General features: G+C 60.3%; 19 protein-coding genes. 17 read left to right on the forward strand and 2 right to left on the reverse strand.

Annotated elements, in window-relative coordinates; translation table 11 throughout:
* The first annotated feature begins 78 nt into the window (after positions 1 to 78).
* Positions 79 to 2,085: a heterodisulfide reductase-related iron-sulfur binding cluster gene (locus tag JC200_RS12105; RefSeq protein ID WP_274431958.1), complete on the forward strand. Its 2,007-nt coding sequence runs from the start codon at positions 79 to 81 to the stop codon at positions 2,083 to 2,085.
* 161 nt (positions 2,086 to 2,246) lie between these two features.
* Positions 2,247 to 3,428 carry an acetyl-CoA C-acetyltransferase gene (locus tag JC200_RS12110; RefSeq protein ID WP_274431959.1) on the forward strand — a complete coding sequence of 394 codons (1,182 nt, stop codon included), beginning with the start codon at positions 2,247 to 2,249 and terminating at the stop codon, positions 3,426 to 3,428.
* A 292-nt stretch (positions 3,429 to 3,720) separates the two neighbouring features.
* Here the strand turns inward: JC200_RS12110 and JC200_RS12115 are convergent, their stop codons facing one another.
* Positions 3,721 to 3,942, reverse strand: a complete 222-nt coding sequence (locus JC200_RS12115; protein WP_274431960.1) for a hypothetical protein — start codon at positions 3,940 to 3,942, stop codon at positions 3,721 to 3,723.
* A gap of 27 nt (positions 3,943 to 3,969) precedes the next feature.
* On the opposite strand from JC200_RS12115, the gene JC200_RS12120 reads away from it, so the two are divergent.
* The 11 genes from JC200_RS12120 to JC200_RS12170 all read left to right on the forward strand — a co-directional run bounded on the left by JC200_RS12120 (position 3,970) and on the right by JC200_RS12170 (position 15,885).
* Positions 3,970 to 4,824, forward strand: coding sequence for a 3-hydroxybutyryl-CoA dehydrogenase (locus tag JC200_RS12120; RefSeq protein ID WP_274431961.1), 855 nt, complete (start codon positions 3,970 to 3,972; stop codon positions 4,822 to 4,824).
* Positions 4,825 to 6,078: 1,254 nt separating this feature from the next.
* The gene (locus JC200_RS12125) at positions 6,079 to 7,227 is read left to right on the forward strand and encodes an acyl-CoA dehydrogenase (RefSeq protein ID WP_274431962.1); all 1,149 of its coding nucleotides are present in this window, start codon (positions 6,079 to 6,081) and stop codon (positions 7,225 to 7,227) included.
* A 30-nt stretch (positions 7,228 to 7,257) separates the two neighbouring features.
* The gene (locus JC200_RS12130; protein ID WP_274431963.1) at positions 7,258 to 8,409 is read left to right on the forward strand and encodes an acyl-CoA dehydrogenase; all 1,152 of its coding nucleotides are present in this window, start codon (positions 7,258 to 7,260) and stop codon (positions 8,407 to 8,409) included.
* 102 nt (positions 8,410 to 8,511) lie between these two features.
* The gene (gene meaB / locus JC200_RS12135; RefSeq protein WP_274431964.1) at positions 8,512 to 9,498 is read left to right on the forward strand and encodes a methylmalonyl Co-A mutase-associated GTPase MeaB; all 987 of its coding nucleotides are present in this window, start codon (positions 8,512 to 8,514) and stop codon (positions 9,496 to 9,498) included.
* A 58-nt stretch (positions 9,499 to 9,556) separates the two neighbouring features.
* The gene (gene rpoE, locus JC200_RS12140; protein ID WP_274431965.1) at positions 9,557 to 10,117 is read left to right on the forward strand and encodes a DNA-directed RNA polymerase subunit delta; all 561 of its coding nucleotides are present in this window, start codon (positions 9,557 to 9,559) and stop codon (positions 10,115 to 10,117) included.
* Between the two features lie 138 nt (positions 10,118 to 10,255).
* Complete coding sequence (locus JC200_RS12145) at positions 10,256 to 11,860, forward strand: CTP synthase (RefSeq protein ID WP_274431966.1); 1,605 nt, start codon at positions 10,256 to 10,258, stop codon at positions 11,858 to 11,860.
* A gap of 52 nt (positions 11,861 to 11,912) precedes the next feature.
* The gene (locus JC200_RS12150) at positions 11,913 to 12,272 is read left to right on the forward strand and encodes a response regulator (protein ID WP_274431967.1); all 360 of its coding nucleotides are present in this window, start codon (positions 11,913 to 11,915) and stop codon (positions 12,270 to 12,272) included.
* Between the two features lie 26 nt (positions 12,273 to 12,298).
* Entirely contained in the window at positions 12,299 to 12,895 is a 597-nt protein-coding gene (locus JC200_RS12155) for a 3-aminobutyryl-CoA ammonia lyase (protein WP_274431968.1), read from the forward strand.
* The gene (locus JC200_RS12160) at positions 12,888 to 13,706 is read left to right on the forward strand and encodes a 3-keto-5-aminohexanoate cleavage enzyme (RefSeq protein ID WP_274431969.1); all 819 of its coding nucleotides are present in this window, start codon (positions 12,888 to 12,890) and stop codon (positions 13,704 to 13,706) included. Before JC200_RS12155 ends, JC200_RS12160 begins: the two co-directional genes overlap by 8 nt.
* 120 nt (positions 13,707 to 13,826) lie before the next feature.
* Positions 13,827 to 14,471, forward strand: a complete 645-nt coding sequence (fsa, locus tag JC200_RS12165; protein ID WP_274431970.1) for a fructose-6-phosphate aldolase — start codon at positions 13,827 to 13,829, stop codon at positions 14,469 to 14,471.
* A 175-nt stretch (positions 14,472 to 14,646) separates the two neighbouring features.
* Entirely contained in the window at positions 14,647 to 15,885 is a 1,239-nt protein-coding gene (locus JC200_RS12170; protein WP_274431971.1) for an LL-diaminopimelate aminotransferase, read from the forward strand.
* 75 nt (positions 15,886 to 15,960) lie between these two features.
* Here JC200_RS12170 and JC200_RS12175 read toward each other — a convergent pair whose 3' ends face one another.
* On the reverse strand, positions 15,961 to 17,088 hold the full coding sequence (locus JC200_RS12175) for a hypothetical protein (RefSeq protein WP_274431972.1): 1,128 nt from the start codon (positions 17,086 to 17,088) through the stop codon (positions 15,961 to 15,963).
* 258 nt (positions 17,089 to 17,346) lie between these two features.
* Between JC200_RS12175 and glpX the strand changes: the two genes are divergently transcribed.
* From glpX to rpmE, 4 genes are all read left to right on the forward strand, one after another.
* Positions 17,347 to 18,306 (forward strand): class II fructose-bisphosphatase, encoded by a 960-nt coding sequence (glpX, locus tag JC200_RS12180; RefSeq protein WP_274431973.1) that lies wholly within the window; start codon positions 17,347 to 17,349, stop codon positions 18,304 to 18,306.
* 168 nt (positions 18,307 to 18,474) lie between these two features.
* Positions 18,475 to 19,728: a transcription termination factor Rho gene (gene rho / locus JC200_RS12185; RefSeq protein WP_274431974.1), complete on the forward strand. Its 1,254-nt coding sequence runs from the start codon at positions 18,475 to 18,477 to the stop codon at positions 19,726 to 19,728.
* Positions 19,728 to 21,023, forward strand: coding sequence for a radical SAM family protein (locus JC200_RS12190; protein ID WP_274431975.1), 1,296 nt, complete (start codon positions 19,728 to 19,730; stop codon positions 21,021 to 21,023). The genes rho and JC200_RS12190 overlap by 1 nt, the downstream gene beginning before the upstream one ends.
* 820 nt (positions 21,024 to 21,843) lie before the next feature.
* On the forward strand, positions 21,844 to 22,053 hold the full coding sequence (gene rpmE / locus JC200_RS12195) for a 50S ribosomal protein L31 (protein WP_274431976.1): 210 nt from the start codon (positions 21,844 to 21,846) through the stop codon (positions 22,051 to 22,053).
* Positions 22,054 to 22,238: the final 185 nt, after the last annotated feature.

Consider the following 22,238-nt stretch of genomic DNA (forward strand, 5'->3'; position numbering starts at 1 on the left):
AATGAATCAGAAACAGTCCTCACGCTGTTTTATTGGGTTTTATTCGTACCGACCGTTTGGTAGGGAGGGATTACATCCATGTGGTACGTCATCCAAGGCATCGTCTTCGCAGTGCTCATGCTCGGTGCGCTGTACTCCTTTGGCATCGCCATCTACAACCGGTACAAGCTGCTGAAAGCGGCAGCACCGGACCCGTCGCGCACGGACCGCCGCGGTGAGCGCGCCTGGAACTTCGTCAAGTACGTGCTTGGGCAGCGCAAGGTCATCGCGGAGCCATCTGGCCTCGCTCACTTCTTTATCTTCTGGGGCTTCCTTGTGCTTGTCTTTGGCGATCTCGATTTTATTGTCTACCACCTTACGCACTGGCACTTCCCATGGGGCATGGCGCCTGCGTACCTGTTCATTGAAGAGATGTTCTCGCTGCTGGTCATTACTGCGCTCATTATTGCGGCGATTCGCCGCTACGCGATTCAGCCGATGCGCATTGACCAGGGCTTTGAGGGTGGCCTCATCCTCAGTTTCATCGCGCTCATTGTCTTGACCTATTGGGTCGCGACCGGCGCCGACATGGCCAAGGAAGGCGTGCACCCGGGTTGGGCTGCGCCGGTGTTGAACTGGGTCAGTACAGTGTTTGCGCACGTGTCGCCGGCGGGTCTGACCGCGATTTCAGAAGTTGCGTTCTGGATTCACGTGCTGACCATTATGGTGTTCCTGATGGTCATTCCGCGCTCGAAGCACTCGCACATGATTGGCTCGATGTTCAACTGGTATTTCCGTCGTCTCGACTCCCCTGGCAAGCTGCGCAAACTTGACCTCGAAGACGAGAGCATTGAGGAGTTTGGCGTCGGCAAGGTGTTCGACTTCACCTGGAAGCAGTTGCTCGACGGTTACGCCTGCACAGAGTGCGGCCGCTGCCATATCAACTGCCCAGCCACTTTGTCCGGCAAGCCGCTGTCGCCGAAGTACCTGATTCTGAAGATGAAAGACCATGTCAACGAAGTCGGCCCTGGCATGCTCGCGAAGATGGCGGCTGGCGCCGAAGACTACGAACCAGAGAGCGTGTGGGCGAACACCTTCAGTGAAGAAGAAGTGTGGGCCTGTACGACCTGCCGCGCTTGTGAAGAGGCGTGCCCGGTCGCAAACGAACACGTACAGGACATCATCGACCTGCGCCGCTGGTTGGTTCTGACGGAAGGCAAGGCGTCTCCGGAAGTCAACAAGGTGTTCCAGAACCTCGAGCGTCAGTCCAACGAGTGGGGCATCACCCGCAAGGAACGCGCGGCCTGGGCAAAAGACCTGCCGGTCCAGACGATGGCGGAGGTCGACGGCGAGGCCGAGTACCTGTTCTTCGTCGGAACCGCCGCGTCCTACGACCAGCGCGCACAGAAGATCGCGCAGTCATTCGCGAAAGTGCTACTCGCAGCGGGGGTGAACTTCGCGATCCTCGGAGCTGAAGAAGAGAGTGACGGCGACTCGGCACGCCGCCTTGGCAACGAGTTTTTGTACCAGGACTTCGTGCAGCGCAACATCGAGGTCTTCAACACCTACGGCGTGAAGAAGATCATCACAACGGACCCGCACGCCTTCAACACCTTCAAGAACGAGTACCCGGACTTCGGCTACGAAGCGGAGGAAGTCTGGCACAGCACGCAGTTCGTCGCGAAGCTCTTGCAGGAGGGCAAGGTCAAACCAACCAAGCCGCTCGACGAGGTCATCACCTACCATGACTCGTGTTACTTGGGCCGGTACAACGACATCTATGACGCACCGCGTTATATCCTGGAGTCCATCCCGGGTGTAAAATTGGTGGAGATGGAGCGCAGCCGCAACAAGAGCATGTGCTGCGGCGCAGGTGGCGGTGGCATGTTCAAAGAGGAGACTGGCACGCGTATCAACGTGATGCGCGCGAAGCAGGCAATTGACACCGGCGCATCTATCGTCGGCACAGCCTGCCCGTACTGCATGAACATGCTGATCGACGGCACGAAAGCGAACGGCAAAGAGGAAGAAATGTCGACGTTTGACGTGATCGAACTGCTCGCGATGTCGATTGAACTTCCGCAGGAAGCCGAGCAGGTTTCCTAATTGCTTGGCGTGCTTGGCAGTGAGTACCTTTCTAGAGCCCAATTGGCGAGTTATCCACAGCGCACCATCCCGCTGGCGCACACAGCATCAGCGGCTGATTTGAAAATGGACACCCCGCCTCGCTCAGGCGGGGTTGTCCCGCGAACAGGAGGAGACGCATCGTGACGAAGTCCGTGATCGTGTCAGCTGCGCGCACGCCGTTTGGCCGCTTCCTCGGCGGTCTGGCGTCGAAGACGGCAGCGGAATTGGGCGGAATTGCGATTGGCGAAGCGCTCAACCGCGCGCAGGTCGGAAGCAGCGAGGTTGACCAGGTTTTGATGGGGATGGTGCTGCAGGGTGGCGCTGGGCAAATCCCGGCGCGCCAAGCATCCCGCCACGCTGGCTTGCCCTGGGAAACGCCCAGTGTTACGGTGAACAAGGTATGTGCGTCGGGGTTGAAAGCGGTGACGCTGGCGGACGCGCTCATTCGCGCGGGCGACATCGACGTCGCGGTCGCGGGTGGCATGGAGAGCATGTCGAACGCGCCTTACGCGATGCCGAAGGCCCGGACAGGGATGCGCATGGGGGACGGCAGCGTGATCGACTTGATGGTCCACGATGGCCTCACTTGCGCGTTTCACAACGTACACATGGCGGTGCTCGGGAGCGAAGTGGCAGGGGAGTACGAGATTTCGCGCGAGGCCCAGGATGAGTGGGCGCTGCAGAGCCATCAGCGGGCACTCGCCGCAATTGACGGCGGCCGGCTCGCGCAAGAGATTGTGCCGGTCACAGTGCGTGCGAGGAAAGGTGAAGTCGTCATCGATACGGACGAAGGTCCGCGTCGCGACACATCGCTGGAGAAGCTGGCAGCGCTTTCGCCAGTGTTTGATCCCGCCGGCACCGTCACAGCTGGCAACGCCCCGGGCGTAAACGACGGCGCGGCGGCGCTGGTGGTGATGTCAGACGACCGCGCCCGGTCAAGCGGCCGCACCCCGCTCGCCACGGTGCTTGGCTACGCCGAGGTCGGGGCGGAGGCGAAGTACATCGCGACGACACCGGGCCTCGCGATTGCGAAGCTGCTCGACCGGACTGGGTACAAACTCGCAGACATCGACCTGTTCGAGGTGAACGAGGCGTTCGCCGCGGTGGCGTTGACCGCGGGCAAGCAGCTCGGGTTCAATCCCGCTCGCGTCAACGTGAACGGCGGCGCCGTGGCGCTCGGCCACCCCATCGGCGCAAGCGGCGCGCGCATCCTGACGACCCTCATCTACGAACTGCGCCGTCGCGGCGGTGGTCTCGGCATTGCTGCCATCTGCTCAGGCGCGGCCCAGGGCGACGCTGTGCTGGTCGAGGTGCACGGGTAACCTCGGCGCCGGGGTTGGCTCGTGAGCGTGGGCCTGACGAAGGCGGTGACCGGGCAGGCAACTGTGATCGGCGGGGGCATCGGGGGCATCGGGCATCACGACCGTGATCCGAAACTCAATCATCAGCGTGCCCAGCGTGCCCAACTGCTAACGCGCCTTTTGTCCGCTATTCCCCGATTTGGGGCGAAAACCGTGGCTTTAACGAACAGATTTTGCGTTATGTTCACCAATACCCCCGATTTCGGGAGGATCTCGGATGAATAGCGCAATTTTTGCTCATAAGAGTGGTGAGTTATGTCACCTTCGGCGCAATAAGGTACTTTTTGTTCGCTACGCCTGACACGGCGGACGACACGGCGGACGACACGGCGCCTGACACGGCGCCTGACACGGCGGACGACACGGCGCCTGACACGGCGACGCAGCGTGAGAGTCCGCTGGCCGCAGTTCGAAAGGCCGGCGTCCGCACGTCCGACGCGGGCGCAGCGAACACGTATGAATACATACGAAACACACGAATACACCCGAGGAGCGAGTGACTATGAAGCACATCGAGAAATTGTTCGTCGTGGGCGCAGGTCAGATGGGCGGCGGTATCGCACAGGTGGCCGCGCAGGGTGGTCTCGAAGTCACGCTGAACGACATTTCGCAGGCCTACGCGGAAAAGGGGCTAGGCGTGATTCGCAAGAACCTCGAGCGAAACGTCAGCAAGGGGCGCATGACCGAGGCAGACATGAATCACGTCCTCGATCGGATCACGCTTTCGACCGACATCGCGGACGCTGCGGACTGCGACATGGCCGTGGAAGCGGCGACCGAGAACATGGCCATCAAGCTCGAGGTGTTCCGCAAACTTGATGCCACGATGCCGGAGGGTGCCATCCTCGCGTCGAACACGTCGTCTTTGCCGATCACCGAGATCGCGGCGGTCACCAAGCGCCCTGAGCACGTCATCGGTATGCACTTCATGAACCCGGTGCCAGTGATGAAGTTGGTCGAGATCATCCGCGGACTGGCGACCTCGGATGAAGTTTACAAGACCGTGTACAGCCTTGCGGTGCGCATGGACAAGACAGCCGTCGAGGTCAACGACTACCCTGGCTTTGTGTCGAATCGGGTGTTGATGCCGATGATCAATGAGGCGATTTACTGCGTCTACGAAGGCGTTGCGTCGCCGGAAGCGGTGGACGAAGTGATGAAACTGGGGATGAACCATCCGATGGGACCGCTCACGCTTGCGGACTTCATCGGCCTCGACACCTGCCTGGCGATTATGGAAGTGCTCTACGAGGGCTTCGGCGATTCGAAGTACCGTCCGTGTCCGCTGCTGCGCAAGTACGTCAAGGCTGGCTGGCTTGGGAAAAAGACTGGCCGCGGCTTCTACGTGTACGAGTAGCGGCCAGGGCGGTCCAGGTTGGGGTCCTGGGTGGGGTCCTGGGTGGGGTCCTGGGTGGGGTCCAGGGTGGGGTCCAGGGGCTCGAGCGCTCAAAATTAATCCTACGTGGGTCCCGCCGGTGCTGTAGCGCTCAAAATTAATCCTACGTGGGTCCCGCCGGTGCTGTAGCGCTCAAAATGAGCACTACGCCATGCGATCTCGGCGCTCCCTGGCGCTGTAGGTGTCAAAATGAATCCTACGTGGGTGCCGTCGGCGCTGTAGGTGTCAAAATGAATCCTACATGGGTGCGGCCGGCGCTGTAGGTGTCAAAATGAATCCTACGCAGGTGCCGTCGGCGCTGTAGGTGTCAAAATGAATCCTACGCGGGTGCCGCCGGTGCTGTAAGTGTCAAAATGAATCCTACGTGGGTGCGGCCGGTGCTGTAAGTGTCAAAATGAATCCTACGTGGGTGCGGCCGGCGCTGTAAGTGTCAAAATGAATCCTACGCAGGTGCCGTCGGCGCTGTAGGTGTCAAAATGAATCCTACGCGGGTGCGGCCGGCGCTGTAGGTGTCAAAATGAATCCTACGTGGGTGCGGCCAGCGCTGTAGGTGTCAAAATGAATCCTACGTGGGTGCGGTCGGCGCTGTAGGTGTCAAAATGAATCCTACGCAGGTGCCGCCAGCGCTGTAGGTGTCAAAATGAATCCTACGCAGGTGCGGCCGTCGCTGTAGGTGTCAAAATGAATCCTACGCAGGTGCCGCCAGCGCTGTAGGTGTCAAAATGAATCCTACGCAGGTGCCGCCAGCGCTGTAGCGCTCAAAATGAGCACTACGCCATGCGATCTCGGCGCTCCCTGGCGCTGTAGGTGTCAAAATGAATCCTACATGGGTGCCACCAGCGCTGTAGGTGTCAAAATGAATCCTACGCAGGTGCGGCCGGCGCTGTAGCGCTCAAAATGAGCACTACGCCATGCGATCTCGGCGCTCCCTGGCGCTGTAGGTGTCAAAATGAATCCTACGCAGGTGCAGCCAGCGCTGTAGGTGTCAAAATGAATCCTACGTGGGTGCCGCCAGCGCTGTAGCGCTAAAAATGAGCACTACGCCACCCGGATCTCGGCGCTCCCGGCGCTATAGGGTTCAAAATGAGCGCTACGCGAGCGCCCCCGGTCCGCCGCCGCCGCCGACCCGGTGCCGACCCGGTGCCGCCGACCCGGTGCCGGCTCGCAGCCGCAGCCGGTCCAGACTACAATCCCGTCGAAAGGAGGCGTGGCTCCGTGGACTTTTCGTGGAGCACGGAAGAGCGGGAACTGATTCAAGTTGTGCGCAGCTTCGCGCGCGAGGTAATCGTGCCAAAGGCGGCCGAGATCGACGAGACGGACGCCTTCCCGCGCGACATCATTCGACAGATGGGTGAACTCGGCATCATGGGTTTGCCGATCCCGGAAGACTACGGCGGGGTTGGCGCCAACTTTCCCACCTACATCAAGGCGATTGAGGAGATTTCCTACGCCTGCGCTGCAGTTGGCGTCATTCTTGCCGTCCATACGTCCGTCGGGACGTTCCCGATTCTCTACTTCGGCGACGAGGACCAGAAGCGCCGCTTTGTGCCGAAACTCGCGAGTGGGGAGATGATCGGTGCCTTTGCGCTGACCGAGTCAAACGCCGGCACCGACGCAGTGTCAATCCGGACGCGCGCGGTGCGCGATGGCGACCACTACGTGTTAAATGGCAGCAAGGTGTTCATTACAAACGGCGGCGAAGCAGGCGTGTACTGTGTGTTCGCGGTGACCGACCCGAGTAAGGGGCCGCGCGGCATCACAGCGTTTCTTGTCGAGCCTGGCATGCAGGGGTTTCGCGTTGGCAAGAAGGAGAAGAAGATGGGCTTGCATGGCTCGAACACCTGCGAGCTGTTGTTCGAGGACGCTGTCGTGCCCATCGCCAACCGACTCGGCGCGGAGGGACAAGGTTTCTCCGTCGCGATGCGGCTGCTCGATGGTGGACGCATCGGCATTGCGGCGCAGGCCCTTGGCATCGCGCGGGCTGCGTTTGACGCAGCGTACGACCACGTGCGCGTGCGCAAACAGTTCGGTCAGGAGCTCGCGAACTTTCAGGGCGTGCAGTTCATGCTCGCGGACATGGCGACCAAGATTGAGGCGTCGAAGTGGCTCATTTACAACGCTGCAGAACTGCGTGGCGCGGGTAAGAAGTGCACGCGCCAGGCGTCGATGGCAAAGATGTTCGCCAGCGACTCCGCGATGCAGGTGACCACAGACGCTGTGCAGTTGTTCGGCGGCTACGGCTACATCCAGGACTATCCCGTCGAACGCTACATGCGGGATGCGAAGATCACGCAAATTTACGAAGGCAGCAACCAGATTCAGCGCGTGGTAATCGCTCGCCAACTCGCGGACGACCGCGTGTAATTACTTACTTGGAGACGGAGGAATTGACCCATGGACTTTCTGCTAAATCGCGAACACGAACAGATCCGCCAGTTGGTGCGCGACTTTGCAAACAAGGAAGTTGCCCCGGGCGCAGCAGAGCGCGACGAGGCGGAGGAGTTTGACCGCAGCATTTTCGACAAGATGGCACAGCTCGGGCTGACTGGTATTCCCTGGCCAGAAGAGTACGGCGGCGCTGGCATCGACTACCTCGCCTACGTGATCGCCATCGAAGAACTGTCTCGCGTCGACGCGTCGGCTGGCGTTGTGCTCTCCGCGCATACGAGCCTCGCAGGCTGGCCGATCTACAAGTTCGGCACCGAGGAGCAGAAGCTGAAGTACCTGAAGCCGATGGCGGAAGGCAAGTGGATCGGCGCGTACGGGCTGACCGAGCCAGGGTCCGGATCAGATGCGGCCGGCATGCGCACCACAGCTGTGCGCGACGGTGACGAATATGTGCTGAACGGCAGCAAGGTGTTCATCACGAACGGGGGCCCGGCGCACGTCTACGTCGTGTTTGCTTTGACTGACCCGTCGAAACGCGCCCGTGGCATCACAGCGTTTATTGTCGAGAAGGACACGCCAGGCTTCTCGGTCGGCAAGCACGAGAAGAAGATGGGCATCCGCTCTTCGACAACTGTCGAGCTGATTTTCGACAACTGTCGCATCCCGGTGGAGAACCGCCTTGGCGAGGAAGAATTTGGCTTCAAGATCGCGATGATGACCCTCGACGGCGGTCGCAACGGCATTGCGGCGCAAGCGCTTGGCATCGCCCAGGGCGCGTATGAGAAGGCGCGCGACTACGCCTTGCAGCGCAAGCAGTTTGGCGCGTCGATTTCGAGTTTGCAGGCCATCCAGTTTAAACTGGCCGACATGGCGACGAAAATTGAAGCGTCACGGCTGTTAACGTACCAGGCGGCGTGGCTGGAGTCGAACGGTCACGCGTACGGCCAGGCCTCTGCGATGAGCAAGGTGTTCGCATCCGATACGGCGATGGCGGTGACGACGGAAGCCGTGCAGGTGCTCGGTGGCTACGGCTTCATCCGCGAGTACGAGGTTGAGCGGATGATGCGCGACGCGAAGATCACGCAGATTTACGAAGGCACGAACGAGATCCAACGCCTCGTCATCGCCCGCAACTTGCTCAACGCGGCCGCGAAGTAAGGGCTGCCGGCGAAGTTGGAGCTGCCGGCGAACTGCGGTGGCCGCGCGGCCCCGCCCGACTCTTCGGCGGCGCAGAGGTAGATGAGGTAAGGAGGTGCTGTTGTGCACCCACTCGCACAGCGGATTTTGGCGGGCGACCGCCGGGCCGTGGCGCGCGCGCTCACGGTGATTGAGAACGATGCGCAGGACAAGCGGCAACTCCTGCAGGACCTGCACCCGCATGCAGGGCGCGCTCACATCATCGGCTTCACGGGGGCGCCTGGAGCCGGCAAGAGCACGCTGGTCGACCAGATGATCGCCCACTTGCGCGGGCAAAACCTCACGGTCGGCGTGCTCGCGGTCGACCCGTCGTCACCGTTCACGGGCGGGGCGCTGCTTGGTGACCGCGTGCGCATGACCCGCCACAGCGCTGATGCGGGCGTCTTCATCCGCAGCATGGGCAGCCGCGGCAGTCTCGGCGGCCTCGCTGCCGCCTCCCGCGAGATGCTCGTCGCGCTTGAAGCGTACGGCTGCGATGTCGTATTGTTGGAAACGGTCGGAGTCGGGCAGGCGGAGCTTGACGTGATGTCCGTCGCAGACACGGTCGCGTTGGTGCTGACCCCTGGCGCCGGTGATCACGTTCAGACAGCGAAGGCTGGCATCATGGAGATCGCGGATGTGTTCATCGTCAACAAGCGGGAACTGCCGGGTTCAGAGGCACTCGTTCGCGAGGTGCGACTGATGGTCCACGAGCGATCGCACCACCGCGAGGACTGGGAGCCGCCGGTCGTCGCGGTGAGCGCGATTGAAAACGCAGGCATCGCAGAGTTGTGGAACGCCATCTCGGCGCACGCGGCGCACCTGCGGTCGAGCGGTTTCTGGGAATCCCGCCGCCGCTCGCGCCATCGCGCTGACACGGAGCAGGTGTTGCTCGCGGCGTTTCGGGCCTATGTGCGCGGTCGCGCTTCGGCGGATGCGGCCTGGCGTGTTGCTCTTGACGATCCCGCTGCCGACCCGTACACTGCAGCCGCTGAGCTGCTGCGGGGTCTGCCGTTCGATGCGGCGTTCGACGCGTTGTTCAATCGAGCACTTGCCCCGAGGTCGCCGTGACGAGGGGAAATCCGTGTGCTATAATCATCACATTTGTAGACCCTGAGGGGGGATCTGCTTGGCAGCAACACTGACGAAATCAAATGACGAAATCCGCGAGATGCCGCTTGTTGAGCTGGCATACGAGATCCTGAAAGCGCACAAGGAACCGGAGTATTTCCGTGACCTGACGCGACGGATTCAAGAGCTCCGCGGCATGACAGAAGCTGAGATGATGGACGTCATGGCGCGCTTGTACACGGAGATTAACATGGACGGCCGGTTCATCTGCATCGGTCAGAATGTGTGGGGTCTTAAGCGCTGGTATCCCGTGGACAAGGTGGCAGACAAACCGTCGACGAGCAAGCGTTTCGTGCGCCGCAGTGGCGACGCATTCAGCGACGATGAGGAAGACCTCGACGCGGATTACGACGACTCTGACGACGACGATGAGGAAGAAGAACTGCTTCCGCTTGACGTGGTCGACGACGATGCAGACGACGAGGATGAAGAAGCAGACCTTGCCGCGGACGAAGAAGACGAGGACTTCGAAGAAGACGAGGAAGAACTTGCGGACGATGCAGAACTCGAGACTGAGGAAGAGGAAGACCTCTCTGACGACGAGGACGAAGAGTACTAAACGAATCACTCGGCGTGCACCGCGCATCCACTTGTACCAGGGGCGCGCCACCCAATCGCGGTGCGCAGTTCGCGCACCGCACTCTATTGAATCTACAGGCACGCAAGTGTACTGACAGCTTTGTGCAGGAGGCACTGTATGGCCAAATTTATTTTTGTCACGGGTGGTGTCGTCTCGGGTCTCGGCAAGGGGATCACGGCCGCGTCGCTTGGCCGGTTGCTGAAAAACCGAGGGTTGCGCGTGACCATTCAGAAGTTCGACCCCTACATCAACATCGACCCCGGCACCATGAGCCCGTATCAGCATGGTGAAGTTTACGTCACCGAAGACGGTGCGGAGACGGACCTTGACCTCGGGCACTACGAACGCTTTATCGACAACAACTTGACCTCGGCAAACAACGTGACGAGCGGGAAGATCTACTGGTCCGTCATCACGAAGGAGCGCCGGGGGGATTACCTTGGCGGCACTGTGCAGGTCATCCCGCACGTCACGAATGAGATTAAAGAGCGGATTATGCAGGCGGCGACGCCGGACACTGACATCGTGATCACGGAAATTGGCGGCACGGTCGGCGACATCGAGAGTCTGCCGTTCCTCGAAGCCATCCGTGAGATGCGCAGCGATGTCGGCCGCGAAAACGTCGTGTTTATCCACGTCACGCTCATCCCCTATCTCGGTACCTCGGGCGAAGTCAAAACCAAACCGACACAGCACAGCGTCGCGGAACTGCGCAGCATTGGCATTACGCCATCCGTGATCGTCTGTCGGACGCAGGTGCCGCTAGCGCTTGAGGTGAAGAAGAAGATCGCGCTGTTTTGCGACACCGACGTCGAAGGCGTGGTCGAGGCGCGCGACGCCGACAACATCTACGCACTGCCTGTGATGCTGCACGAGGAAGGTCTCGACGACATTGTCCTGCGGCAACTGCGCATGGACCTACCGAGCCCGGACATGACGGAGTGGACGGCGATGCTCGACCGCATTCGGTCGCTCCACCACAACGTGACCATTGCTGTCGTCGGGAAGTACGTCGCGTTGCCAGATGCGTATGCGAGCGTAATTGAGGCGTTGTACCACGGCGGTTTTGAGAACGACACGCACGTGGACATCAGGTGGGTCCACTCAGAGGAAGTCACTGACGAAAATGTGGACGAGTTCCTCCGCGACGTGGACGGAATTCTTGTGCCTGGAGGTTTCGGGGACCGCGGTATCGATGGTAAGATCACGGCAGTGCAGTATGCGCGGGAACACCAAATCCCGTTTTTTGGAATCTGCCTTGGCATGCAAGTCGCGGTCGTGGAGTACGCCCGCAATGTCGCAGGTATGCGCGGCGCACACAGCAGCGAGATCGCGCCGTCGACGCAGTACCCGGTGATCGACCTGTTGCCTGAGCAAAAACACATCGAAGACAAAGGCGGCACGATGCGCCTTGGCGCATACGCTTGCCGACTCGTTCCCGAGACGAAGGCTGCCGTCGCCTATCAACACACGTGGGTCACCGAGCGCCATCGCCACCGCTACGAGTTCAACAACAGCTATCGGGACGAGCTTGAACAGGCGGGTCTTATCATCTCTGGCACGTCACCGGATGGACGGCTTGTCGAGATCGTAGAAGACGCTGCCCACCCGTGGTTTGTCGGAGTGCAGTTCCACCCTGAATTCACGTCGCGGCCAAACCGGGCGCAGCCGCTGTTCCGTGACTTCATCACTGCGGCGCTGAAAAGACACCAGTCGCTGTAACGAACGGTGCAGTCCGACCGTCGACGGTACGGCGCGAGAGGAGAAAGGTACGATGGCAAACAAGGTCCTGGTTGTCGATGACCAATTCGGGATCCGCATCCTTCTCCAAGAAGTGTTGCAACGCGAGGGGTATGAAGTTTTGCAAGCGAGTAACGGGACTGCAGCACTCGAACTGGTAAAGAATGAAAACCCTGACTTAATCCTGCTCGACATGAAGATCCCAGGCATGGACGGTCTCGAAATTCTCCGCACAATCCGTAAGTGGGAGTACGACACAAAAGTCATCATGATGACCGCTTACGGAGAACTCAACCTGATCCGTGAAGCCATGGAGATGGGTGCACTGGCGCACTTCACGAAGCCGTTTGACATCGACGAACTGCGCCAGGCGGTCAACGCTCACATGCTGTGAGTCACAAAGACTGGGGGCGACCCACGATGGAAAGCATCATCCGGTTGCGCATGAGCGAGCACGACGCGCATTACGGCGGCCGACTAGTCGACGGCGCGCGTATGCTCGCGCTCTTTGGCGACATTGCAACGGAGCTCCTCATTCGCCTCGACGGCGATGAGGGGCTGTTTGTCGCGTACGACAATGTGGAGTTTCGCGCGCCTGTCTACGCTGGCGACTACATCGAGGCGCGCGGCACAATCACGAAGGTCGGCAACACCTCCCGCAAGATGGAGTTTACGGCGACCAAAGTAATCGAGAGCAATATCGACCCCGCTACCCCATCCGCTGCTCGCGTCCTCGACCCGCCCGTGATTGTGACCTATGCCACGGGCACTTGCGTCGTGCCTAAGGACAAACAGCGTGGCGGCGGTAGCGCGGCCGCTCGCGCCTCTGCGGTTCCCGCCGGTGCGGCTGACGGTGCGGCTGACGGTGCGACTGACGGTGCGACTGACGGTGCGACTGACGGTGCGACTGACGGTGCGACTGACGGTGCGGCTAGCGCCGCCGAGCGTGCCAGTTCGCCAGCCGCCGGTGAAACTGCGGGTGTGACCGGCGGAGAGGGCGGTGGCACGCGTGGATAAACTCATCATCACCGCTGCGATGGTCGGCGCAGAGGTGACGCGCGAGACGCAACCGAATCTGCCGATCACTCCGGACGAGATCGCGGCTGCGGCGCTCGCCTGCCGCGAAGCTGGAGCGAGCATCTGCCACCTGCACGTGCGCTTCGATGACGGCACACCGACGCAAGACCGCGAGCGCTTCCGCGAGACAATCGCCGCGATCGAAGCGAAATCGGACATCATCGTTCAGGTTTCGACAGGCGGCGCCGTCGGGATGCAGCCGGAGGAGCGACTGCAACCTGTGACGTTGTCGCCGGAGATGGCGACGCTCACGTGCGGCACGGTCAACTTCGGGGACGAGGTGTTTTGGAACAGTCCCGACCTGCTGAAGCAGTTCGCAACCGAGTTGAAGCGTTATGGCGTGCGGCCGGAGTTCGAGATCTTCGATGCTGGCATGGTCGCAAACGCCCTCAACTTGGTTCGGCAGGGCTTCGTTGAACCACCACTGCACTTTGACTTCGTCCTCGGCGTCCCAGGCGCACTGCCGGCGTCCGCGAAAAACCTACTCTATCTGACCGAACTGTTGCCGGAAGGCGCGACGTGGTCAGTTGCAGGTGTCGGCCGGCAGCAACTGCCGATGGCCGCGCTTGCCGTCACGCTCGGTGGGCATGTGCGCGTCGGCTTTGAGGACAATATCTACTACCGCAAAGGTGAACTGGCCACGAGCAACGCCCAACTGGTCGCTCGCGTGGCGCGCATTGCGGCGGAACTTGATCGACCGCTTGCGACACCGGACGAGGCGCGCGCGCTGCTTGGCATACAGAAGCGCTGACGAGCAGGCAACGCGAACCGGAACAGCGTGAACTGGCCAGCAACGCGAACCGGGACGGCGTGAACTGGCAAGAGGTGTGAACCGTAAGTTTACATAGACTCAAAGAGGAGTGGATGAGACGTGAAACTGTTTATCGACACCGCAAATGTAGCTGAGATTAAGAACGCAGCTGAGATGGGCATTTTGAGTGGCGTGACCACGAACCCTAGCCTGATCGCGAAGGAAGGTCGCAACTTTGTCGAGGTGCTGAAGGAGATCATCGAGATCGTCGACGGCCCGATTAGTGCTGAAGTGGTCAGCCTCGACGCCGATAACATGGTCGAAGAAGCGTTGCCGCTCGCTGCGCTTCACAAGAACATTATCATCAAAGTCCCGATGACGGCGGAAGGTCTGAAAGCCGTGCACCGTTTGGCGAAGCGCGACATCAAAACCAACGTGACGCTCGTCTTCAGCGCGAACCAGGCGCTGCTCGCCGCTCGCGCAGGCGCGTCGTTTGTGAGCCCGTTCATCGGTCGCCTCGACGACATTAGCTACAACGGCATTGAGCTAATCGCCGACATCTCTACGATTTTCGACATCCACGGCATCGATACTGAAATCATCGCCGCGAGCATTCGCCATCCGATGCACGTCACCGAGGCGGCAAAGGCGGGCGCGCACATCGCGACGTGCCCGTACGGTGTCCTCGACCGGATGATTAAACACCCGCTCACCGACCAGGGCATCGAGCGATTCCTGGCTGACTGGAGCACCGTCAACAAGTAAAGCCTGCTTGGTGGCGCGGGCGATGCGAAGACCGCGCTTGGCGGCGGCTCGCAAGTGCACGGCGCGTGCACGGCGCGTGGCTCGCGCCACAACTAGATGCGCGGTCGTACATACCTGTGGGAATCACCGGAGGTGCCGCGAGGCGAGTACGCAATGGGGGAGGTTTACCAGGTTCATGACAGATTCACACGTACAAAATTTGATCGCGGAACGTATCGGCGGGAAGCGGTTTGGTCAAGACACCGTGATCTACAAGTTTGAGCGCATCAAGCGGGCCAAGGCCGCAGCGCTCGCCGCTCATCCGGAGCGGGAGATTATCGACATGGGCGTCGGCGAGCCAGACGCCCCGGCGCATCAAGACGTCGTAAATGCGCTGGCCGACGCGGCCGCGAATCCCGGCAACCGGTTCTACGCAGACAACGGGATCGACCTGTTTAAAGAAGCGGCCGCGAAGTACATGGCCGACGTTTACGGTGTAACTGGGCTCAATCCGGCGACTCAGGTGGTCCACGCGATTGGCTCGAAATCGGCGTTTGCGCTCCTGCCGTACGCGTTTGTGAACGAAGGCGACGTCGTGATTCAGACGGTTCCGGGCTACCCGGTGCTCGCCACCATTTCGAGTTGGCTCGGCGCAACTGTGCACAACCTGCCGATCACGCCGGACAACGGCTTCCTGCCGGACCTGCACTCGATCCCGGCCGAAGTCCTCAACCGTGCTAAGCTGCTCTACCTCAACTACCCGAATAACCCGACCGGAGCCGCTGCGACGCGCGAGTTCTTCGAAGAAGTGGTGGCCTTCGCGAAACAGCATCACCTGCTCGTCGTGCACGACGCTGCCTACGGTGCGCTGACGTTTGACGGCTATGAACCGCTGTCGTTTCTAAGTATCCCGGGCGCGCTCGAAGTTGGCATCGAGGTGCACTCGATGTCGAAAGCCTTCAACATGACTGGCTGGCGCCTTGGCTTTGTCGCTGGCAACGAGACGGCGGTCAAGGCGTTTGCGACGGTGAAGGACAACAACGACTCGGGCCAGTTCCGAGCCATTCAGATTGCCTCCGCAAAAGCCCTCGGCCACCCGGAGTGGACGGTGGAGACAGCGGCGAAATACAGCCGCCGCCACGAACTGCTGGTCGACGTGCTGCGGGACGCTGGCTTTGAGGCGAAGAAGCCGAAGGCCTCGTTCTACCTGTACGTGAAGGCGCCGAAAGGTGTCGTTGGCGGGCCGACATTCGCTAGCGCTGCTGATTTTTCTGAGTATCTGATCAAGGAGCAGTCGATCTCGACCGTCCCCTGGGACGACGCCGGCCACTTCGTACGCTGGTCGGTCACCTACGAAGCGACGGACGAAGCGGACGAGGTACGTGTCATGAATGAAGTGGCGCGCCGTCTCGGCCAATTGGAGCTCGAGTTCTAAGCGAATCGGGAGCCGCCCGCGAAGTGCCTGTGAAGCGCGTGTAAGTTGCTAGCCGGCCGCCTGCGGGCGGCTTCCCTATATGGACTTGTAGTGGGCCGGGCGTGGCGGCGGTAGCGGGACGAGCCACAGTCGCGGTAGGCCCGGGGCGGGGCTGCGGTTGGGCTGCGGTTGGGCTGCGGTAGCACTGGGGTAGCACTGCGGTAGCGGCAGGCAAATGTCGGTTTCGATCACATAGGCGGCCGACGGCGCCGCACAAGTGTCGATTTCGATCACATAGCCAGCCGGCGGCGGCGCGGAAGTGTCGATTTCGATCACATAACCAGCCTGTGGAGCCGCGGAAGTGTCGATTTCGATCACATAGCCAGCCGGCGGCGCCGCACAAGTGTCGATTTCGATCACATAGCCGGCCGGCGGCGCCGCACAAGTGTCGATTTCGATCACATAGCCAGCCTGTGGAGCCGCGCAAGTGTCGATTTCGATCACATAGCCAGCCGGCGGCGGCGCGGAAGTGTCGATTTCGATCACATAGCCGGCCTGTGGGACTGCGCAAATGTCGATTTCGATCACATAGGCAGCCGACGGCGCCGCACAAGTGTCGATTTCGATCACATAGCCAGCCGGCGGCGCCGCACAAGTGTCGATTTCGATCACATAGCCAGCCGGCGGCGCCGCGGAAGTGTCGATTTCGATCACATAGCCAGCCGACGGCGCCGCGGAAGTGTCGATTTCGATCACATAGCCGGCCGACGGCGTCGCGGAAGTGTCGATTTCGATCACATAGCCAGCCGACGGCGCCGCGGAAGTGTCGATTTCGATCACATAGCCAGCCGGCGGCGCCGCACAAGTGTCGATTACGATCACATAGCCAGCCTGTGGAGCCGCGCAAGTGTCGATTTCGATCACATAGGCAGCCTGTGGAGCCGCGGAAGTGTCGATTTCGATCACATAGGCAGCCTGTGGAGCCGCGGAAGTGTCGATTTCGATCACATAGCCGGCCGACGGCGTCGCGGAAATGTCGATTTCGATCACATAGGCAGCCTGTGGAGCCGCGGAAGTGTCGATTTCGATCACATAGCCGGCCGGTGAGGCCGTGGAAGTGTCGATTTCGATCACATAGCCAGCCGGCGGCGCCGCGGAAGTGTCGGTTTCGATCACATAACCGCCCGGAGGAGTCGCCCAAGCGCCGCGTGTCCACCGGATCACGCCCAGTCCGCGTCTAGCAGCGCGTGTGCCTGTAAATTGGTATGTCACATTACCGCGACGGTGCTATACTAAATCAGGCGGTGCCACGCGCGAACCATCAAAACGAGTTCGGCCACACGCCGAATCGCACCAAGCATTCACACCAAGCATTCGCACACCAAGCAATCGCACCAAGCATTCGCACCAAGCATTCGCACACCAAGCGTTCGCACCAAGCATTCGCACCAAGCATTCACATAAACAGGAGAGGTGACCTCTGTGGATCGCGAATTGTCCCTGGAGATTGTACGGGTTACGGAGATGGCGGCGCTCAACTGTGCGCGCTGGATGGGGCGCGGACAGAAGATGGAAGCGGACGATGCCGCGACGACGGCGATGCGCAAAATGTTCGACACCGTGCAGATCGACGGCACAGTCGTGATTGGCGAGGGCGAAATGGACGAGGCTCCGATGCTGTACATCGGGGAGAAGCTTGGCACCGGAGTAGAGCCAAAGGTTGACGTCGCAGTTGATCCGCTCGAAGGCACCAACATCCTCGCAAAAGGCCTGTGGAACGCGATGGCAGTTGTGGCCATTGCACCAGCGGGATCACTCCTTCATGCTCCCGATATGTACATGGAAAAGATCGCGGTCGGGCCCAAAGCGCGCGGAAAGGTTGACTTAGACGCCTCAATCGAACATAATTTACAAGCAGTCGCACAAGCGCTGAACAAAGACGTATCCGACGTGGTTGCGGTCATCCTCGACCGTCCACGCCACCAACACATTATCGACGAAGTGCGCCGTGCAGGGGCGCGCATTAAGTTGATCAGCGATGGTGACGTGGCAGCAGCACTCAATACCGCATTCCCAGAGACTGGCGTAGACATCTTATTTGGCACCGGTGGCGCACCTGAAGGGGTGTTGGCGGCCGCAGCATTGAAGTGCCAAGGTGGCGAATTGCAGGGTCGACTCGTGCCCGAGGACGATGAGCAACTTGCGCGCTGCCACTCTATGGGCATCGAGGACGTATCACGTGTATTGCGCATGGAAGACCTTGTGAAAGGCGACGACGCAATTTTTGCAGCGACAGGCGTGACAGACGGGGAACTCCTGCGTGGCGTACGACTCGAGGGCTACGCCCGCGCAACGACTCACTCCATCGTAATGCGCGCAAAGACTGGCACAATTCGTTTCATTCAGGCTACACATGACCTGTCCCGGAAGACCTTGCTGTAACCTCGTTCTTTGTCCCATCCTGTATCTCTCAGAACGCCAAGCAGGTAGAACCACTGTGGGTCCATTCTGAGGACGTCGGCATAGAATAGGTTTTGTCGGGCAAACATGTGACTATCAGAACGGACCGCACACGTGGTGCGGCCGGGCTTGGAATGTGAGGGACGATGATTGGACATTCGAGATCTCGAGGCTCTTCGATTGACGGATCTCTATAAATTCGCGAAAGAGTACCAAATCCCCTATTACGGCAATATGAAAAAGCGAGAGTTGATTTTCGCCATCCTCAAAGCACAAGCCGAGAAAGACGGGCTGATGTTCGCTGAAGGTGTGCTGGAGATCATGAACGAAGGCTACGGCTTCCTCAGACCGGTCGGTTACCTGCCGAGCGCCGAGGACATCTACGTCGCAGCCTCGCAAATTCGCCGCTTCGATCTCCGCACGGGTGACTCAGTCTCCGGTAAGGTGCGAGCGCCGAAGGAGAACGAACGGTATTTCGGGCTACTACACGTCGAAGCCGTGAACGGTGTCAGTCCAGAAGTTGCGGCAGAACGGCTCCACTTCCCGGCACTCACTCCACTGTTCCCCACCAAGCGGATGACGCTCGAAACAACACCTGAGAAAATCGCCACACGGCTGATGGATTTGTTTGCGCCAGTCGGTTTCGGTCAACGTGGTCTGCTGGTAGCGCCACCAAAGGCCGGTAAGACCCTGCTGTTGAAGGAGATCGCGAACAGCATCTCCACCAACTTCCCGGAGTCGGAACTATTCGTGCTTCTGATCGACGAGCGACCAGAGGAAGTCACCGACATGCAGCGCTCGGTGCGCGGTGAAGTCGTCGCATCCACGTTTGACGAAGTGCCAGAGAACCACATCAAGGTCGCCGAGCTCGTGCTCGAGCGCGCCATCCGTTTGGTGGAGCACAAGAAAGACGTCATCATCCTCCTTGACAGCATTACTCGACTCGCCCGCGCGTATAACCTGGTCGTGCCACCGAGTGGCCGAACCTTGTCTGGTGGTATTGATCCCGCCGCCTTCCACCGCCCGAAGCGCTTCTTTGGTGCAGCTCGTAACGTCGAAGAGGGTGGTAGCCTGACTATCCTCGCAACCGCACTCATAGATACCGGATCGCGTATGGACGAAGTCATCTACGAAGAGTTTAAAGGCACAGGCAACCTCGAGCTTCACCTCGACCGCCGCCTCGCGGAGAAGCGAGTGTTCCCAGCGATCGACATCCGCCGTTCCGGCACACGCCGCGAAGAAGCGCTCATGGCGAAGGATGAACTGGAAAAAGTCTGGGCGATCCGCAAGTCGATGGGTGAAAACCAGGATTTCACGGAGATGTTTATCCGCAAGTTCAAACACTACAAAACGAACGAAGAATTCCTCGGCAGCCTGGAACTTCACCGAGAACGGAAGGTCTGATGCAAGTGACACAGCCAAAACTTCTCTTCGCGGACCAAGCCGGCCGAGTGATGAACCACGACACCCTGCTGCCTGCGGCCCGGACAGGAGCCTGGCTGACAGACGTGCAGGAGTCCGAGTGGATCCCGCTGCCTGACGGTGCTACGCTCACGTGGTTGCCGGGGACGAAGGCGGTCGGGATCGACCCGAAGTCTGGCGAGTGGGCACGCCTTGGCGAAGATGCATACGCAGTGGGTGCCCTGCTTCCGCAGGGCTTTACACGTTTGCTGCTGCCGGGCTATGTCAAGCGCGACAACGACCTGACGCTGCCGCTGTTCGGTTACACAGCCGTCGGCTGGCGTGACGGCAAGTTCGTCGTCGCAGCAGACCGCACAGCCAATCCAGAGCCTTGGAATCCGGCCGCCATCAGCGATACAGAAATCGAAGCCGCCGTCGCCAGGGTGCTCGCGGAACACCCGGACAACCGACTGTTCAAACACATCTCGGGTTGCGCGCTCGAATACGGTTGCATGACGGCGAAGAACACGTTCCTCGGCCGAATCGAAGGCGCGCTCCCAGTTTCGTCCACTTGCAACGCCGGTTGCGTCGGCTGTATCTCCGAACAGCCGGACGATGCCCCGTTTCCGTCGCCGCAGACGCGCCTGCAGTTTTGGCCGTCGCCCGACGAGATGGCCGATGTCATGTTGACCCACATCCGCGCCAATCCGGAGGCCATCGTGAGCTTCGGCCAAGGCTGCGAAGGCGAGCCGTCCACTCGTTGGCCGCACATCGTCCAAGCCATCCGCCACGTCCGCGAAGAAACGGCCGACGGCTACATCAACATCAACACAAACGCGGGCATGACCAAGGCGATCACGGCGATCGTCGACGCCGGCCTCGACTTGATGCGGGTGAGTACGATCAGCGCGATGGACGAACACTACAACGCGTACTACAAGCCGCGCGGCTACGACCTGCGCAGTGTGGCGGAGTCGCTCCAATACGCGCGCGACGCCGGTGTCTACACGTCCATCAACTACCTCGTCTTCCCAGGCGTCACCGACCGCGAAGAGGAAGTCGAGGCGATGGTCGAGTTTCTGCAGGAGACAGGCGTGAAACTCGTGCAGATGCGCAACTTGAACATCGATCCAGAGTACTACCTCGCCCGCATCCCCACCCAGCAAGGCGACCTCCTCGGCATGGACGCGGTGATGGAGATTTTCAAGGAGGAGTGCCCGGGCATCAGGATTGGCTCATACACAGTGGTGCCTCCAGTGGGCTGGCCGCGGCGGGCCCTGTCGGCGAGGCAGGCATAGGCAGGCACCGAGCCGCGGACGCGGGCGCAGGGTGCGGAGCCGCACGGGGCTGGTGTGGGCCGGTGCGGGTGTAGGGCTTGGGGTGCCGAGCCGCACGGGCAGGCGTGGGCAGGCGCACGGATCGGTGCGGCACACTGGACGTATCGTGATCGCAAAGTGCAAAAATGTCGCTGCAGCACTTTTTCAGGGCAATTAGCGACAAAAAAGACGTAGTCTGATCCCGCAGAGGCTCATATAACGACACTGGTGTCGCTATTGCGGCCTTTGGGAGTTGATCTGCCCGCATTTTAGGGCGTTTTTGTCGCTATCGGCTGCCAAGTCCAGCTGTAGCGACATTTTTTCCACTCGCGGCGGCGCTATCACCCTACCCCCGCGCGATTAGCGACAAAAACGACAGAATGAGCCACCTGCGTGAGCAGGCCCACGGTCTGCGCGTGTGGTACCCTTGCTCGGGCTACCCACGGGATCAAGCGGGAGGTACCAAAAGCGCAAATTGGAAGGCCGCAGCTTGCTGCTGCGGCCCTAAGCCCTCCGGCGATAAGTTAAACTCGCGCTACAACTCTTTAGTCCAACCAGTCAGGTGGCTCCGGCGCACTGGGCTCCGGGGAACCTGAAGTAGGCGCACCTGGCTCCGACGAACCCGGCTCCGGCGCACATGGACTAGGCGCACCTCGTCCGGCGCAGCCGCGAGTACATGTCACATAGCACATGTTAGATTCGAGAATGTGGCACCGTGGATTTCCTGCGTGACAAACACCGTGATCGTGTGATATACTATCCCTCAGTGTCTGATGTTCCATTTTGAAGCGAGGTGAAACGCATGAAACCCGAGATTCACCCGGCCTACCATAAAGTAACCGTTACTTGCGCATGCGGAGAAACGTTTGAGACGGGATCCGTCAAAGAAAACCTGCGCGTTGAGATTTGTTCCAAGTGCCATCCGTTCTACACAGGCAAGCAGAAGCTCATCGACGCCGGTGGACGCGTCGACAAGTTCAACAAGAAGTACGGCCTCAAGCAAGCAGAGTAGCAAGGTTCAGGGTCTGTCGCCACGAACGTGGCTCGCTTTGGTGCGGGCTACAGAACAGATCCCGAATCGCTGTGCTTGCTGGGCAAGACCCGGATGATCGACAGGGCCTGACCGCACACGCGGCAGGTCCTTTTGCCGTTTCGCCCTCACCCGCAACGGTCATCGACGAATGAATCGAGGTGTTT

The organism is Alicyclobacillus sp. ALC3, assembly GCF_028751195.1.
Taxonomy (GTDB): Bacteria; Bacillota; Bacilli; order Alicyclobacillales; family Alicyclobacillaceae; genus Alicyclobacillus_L.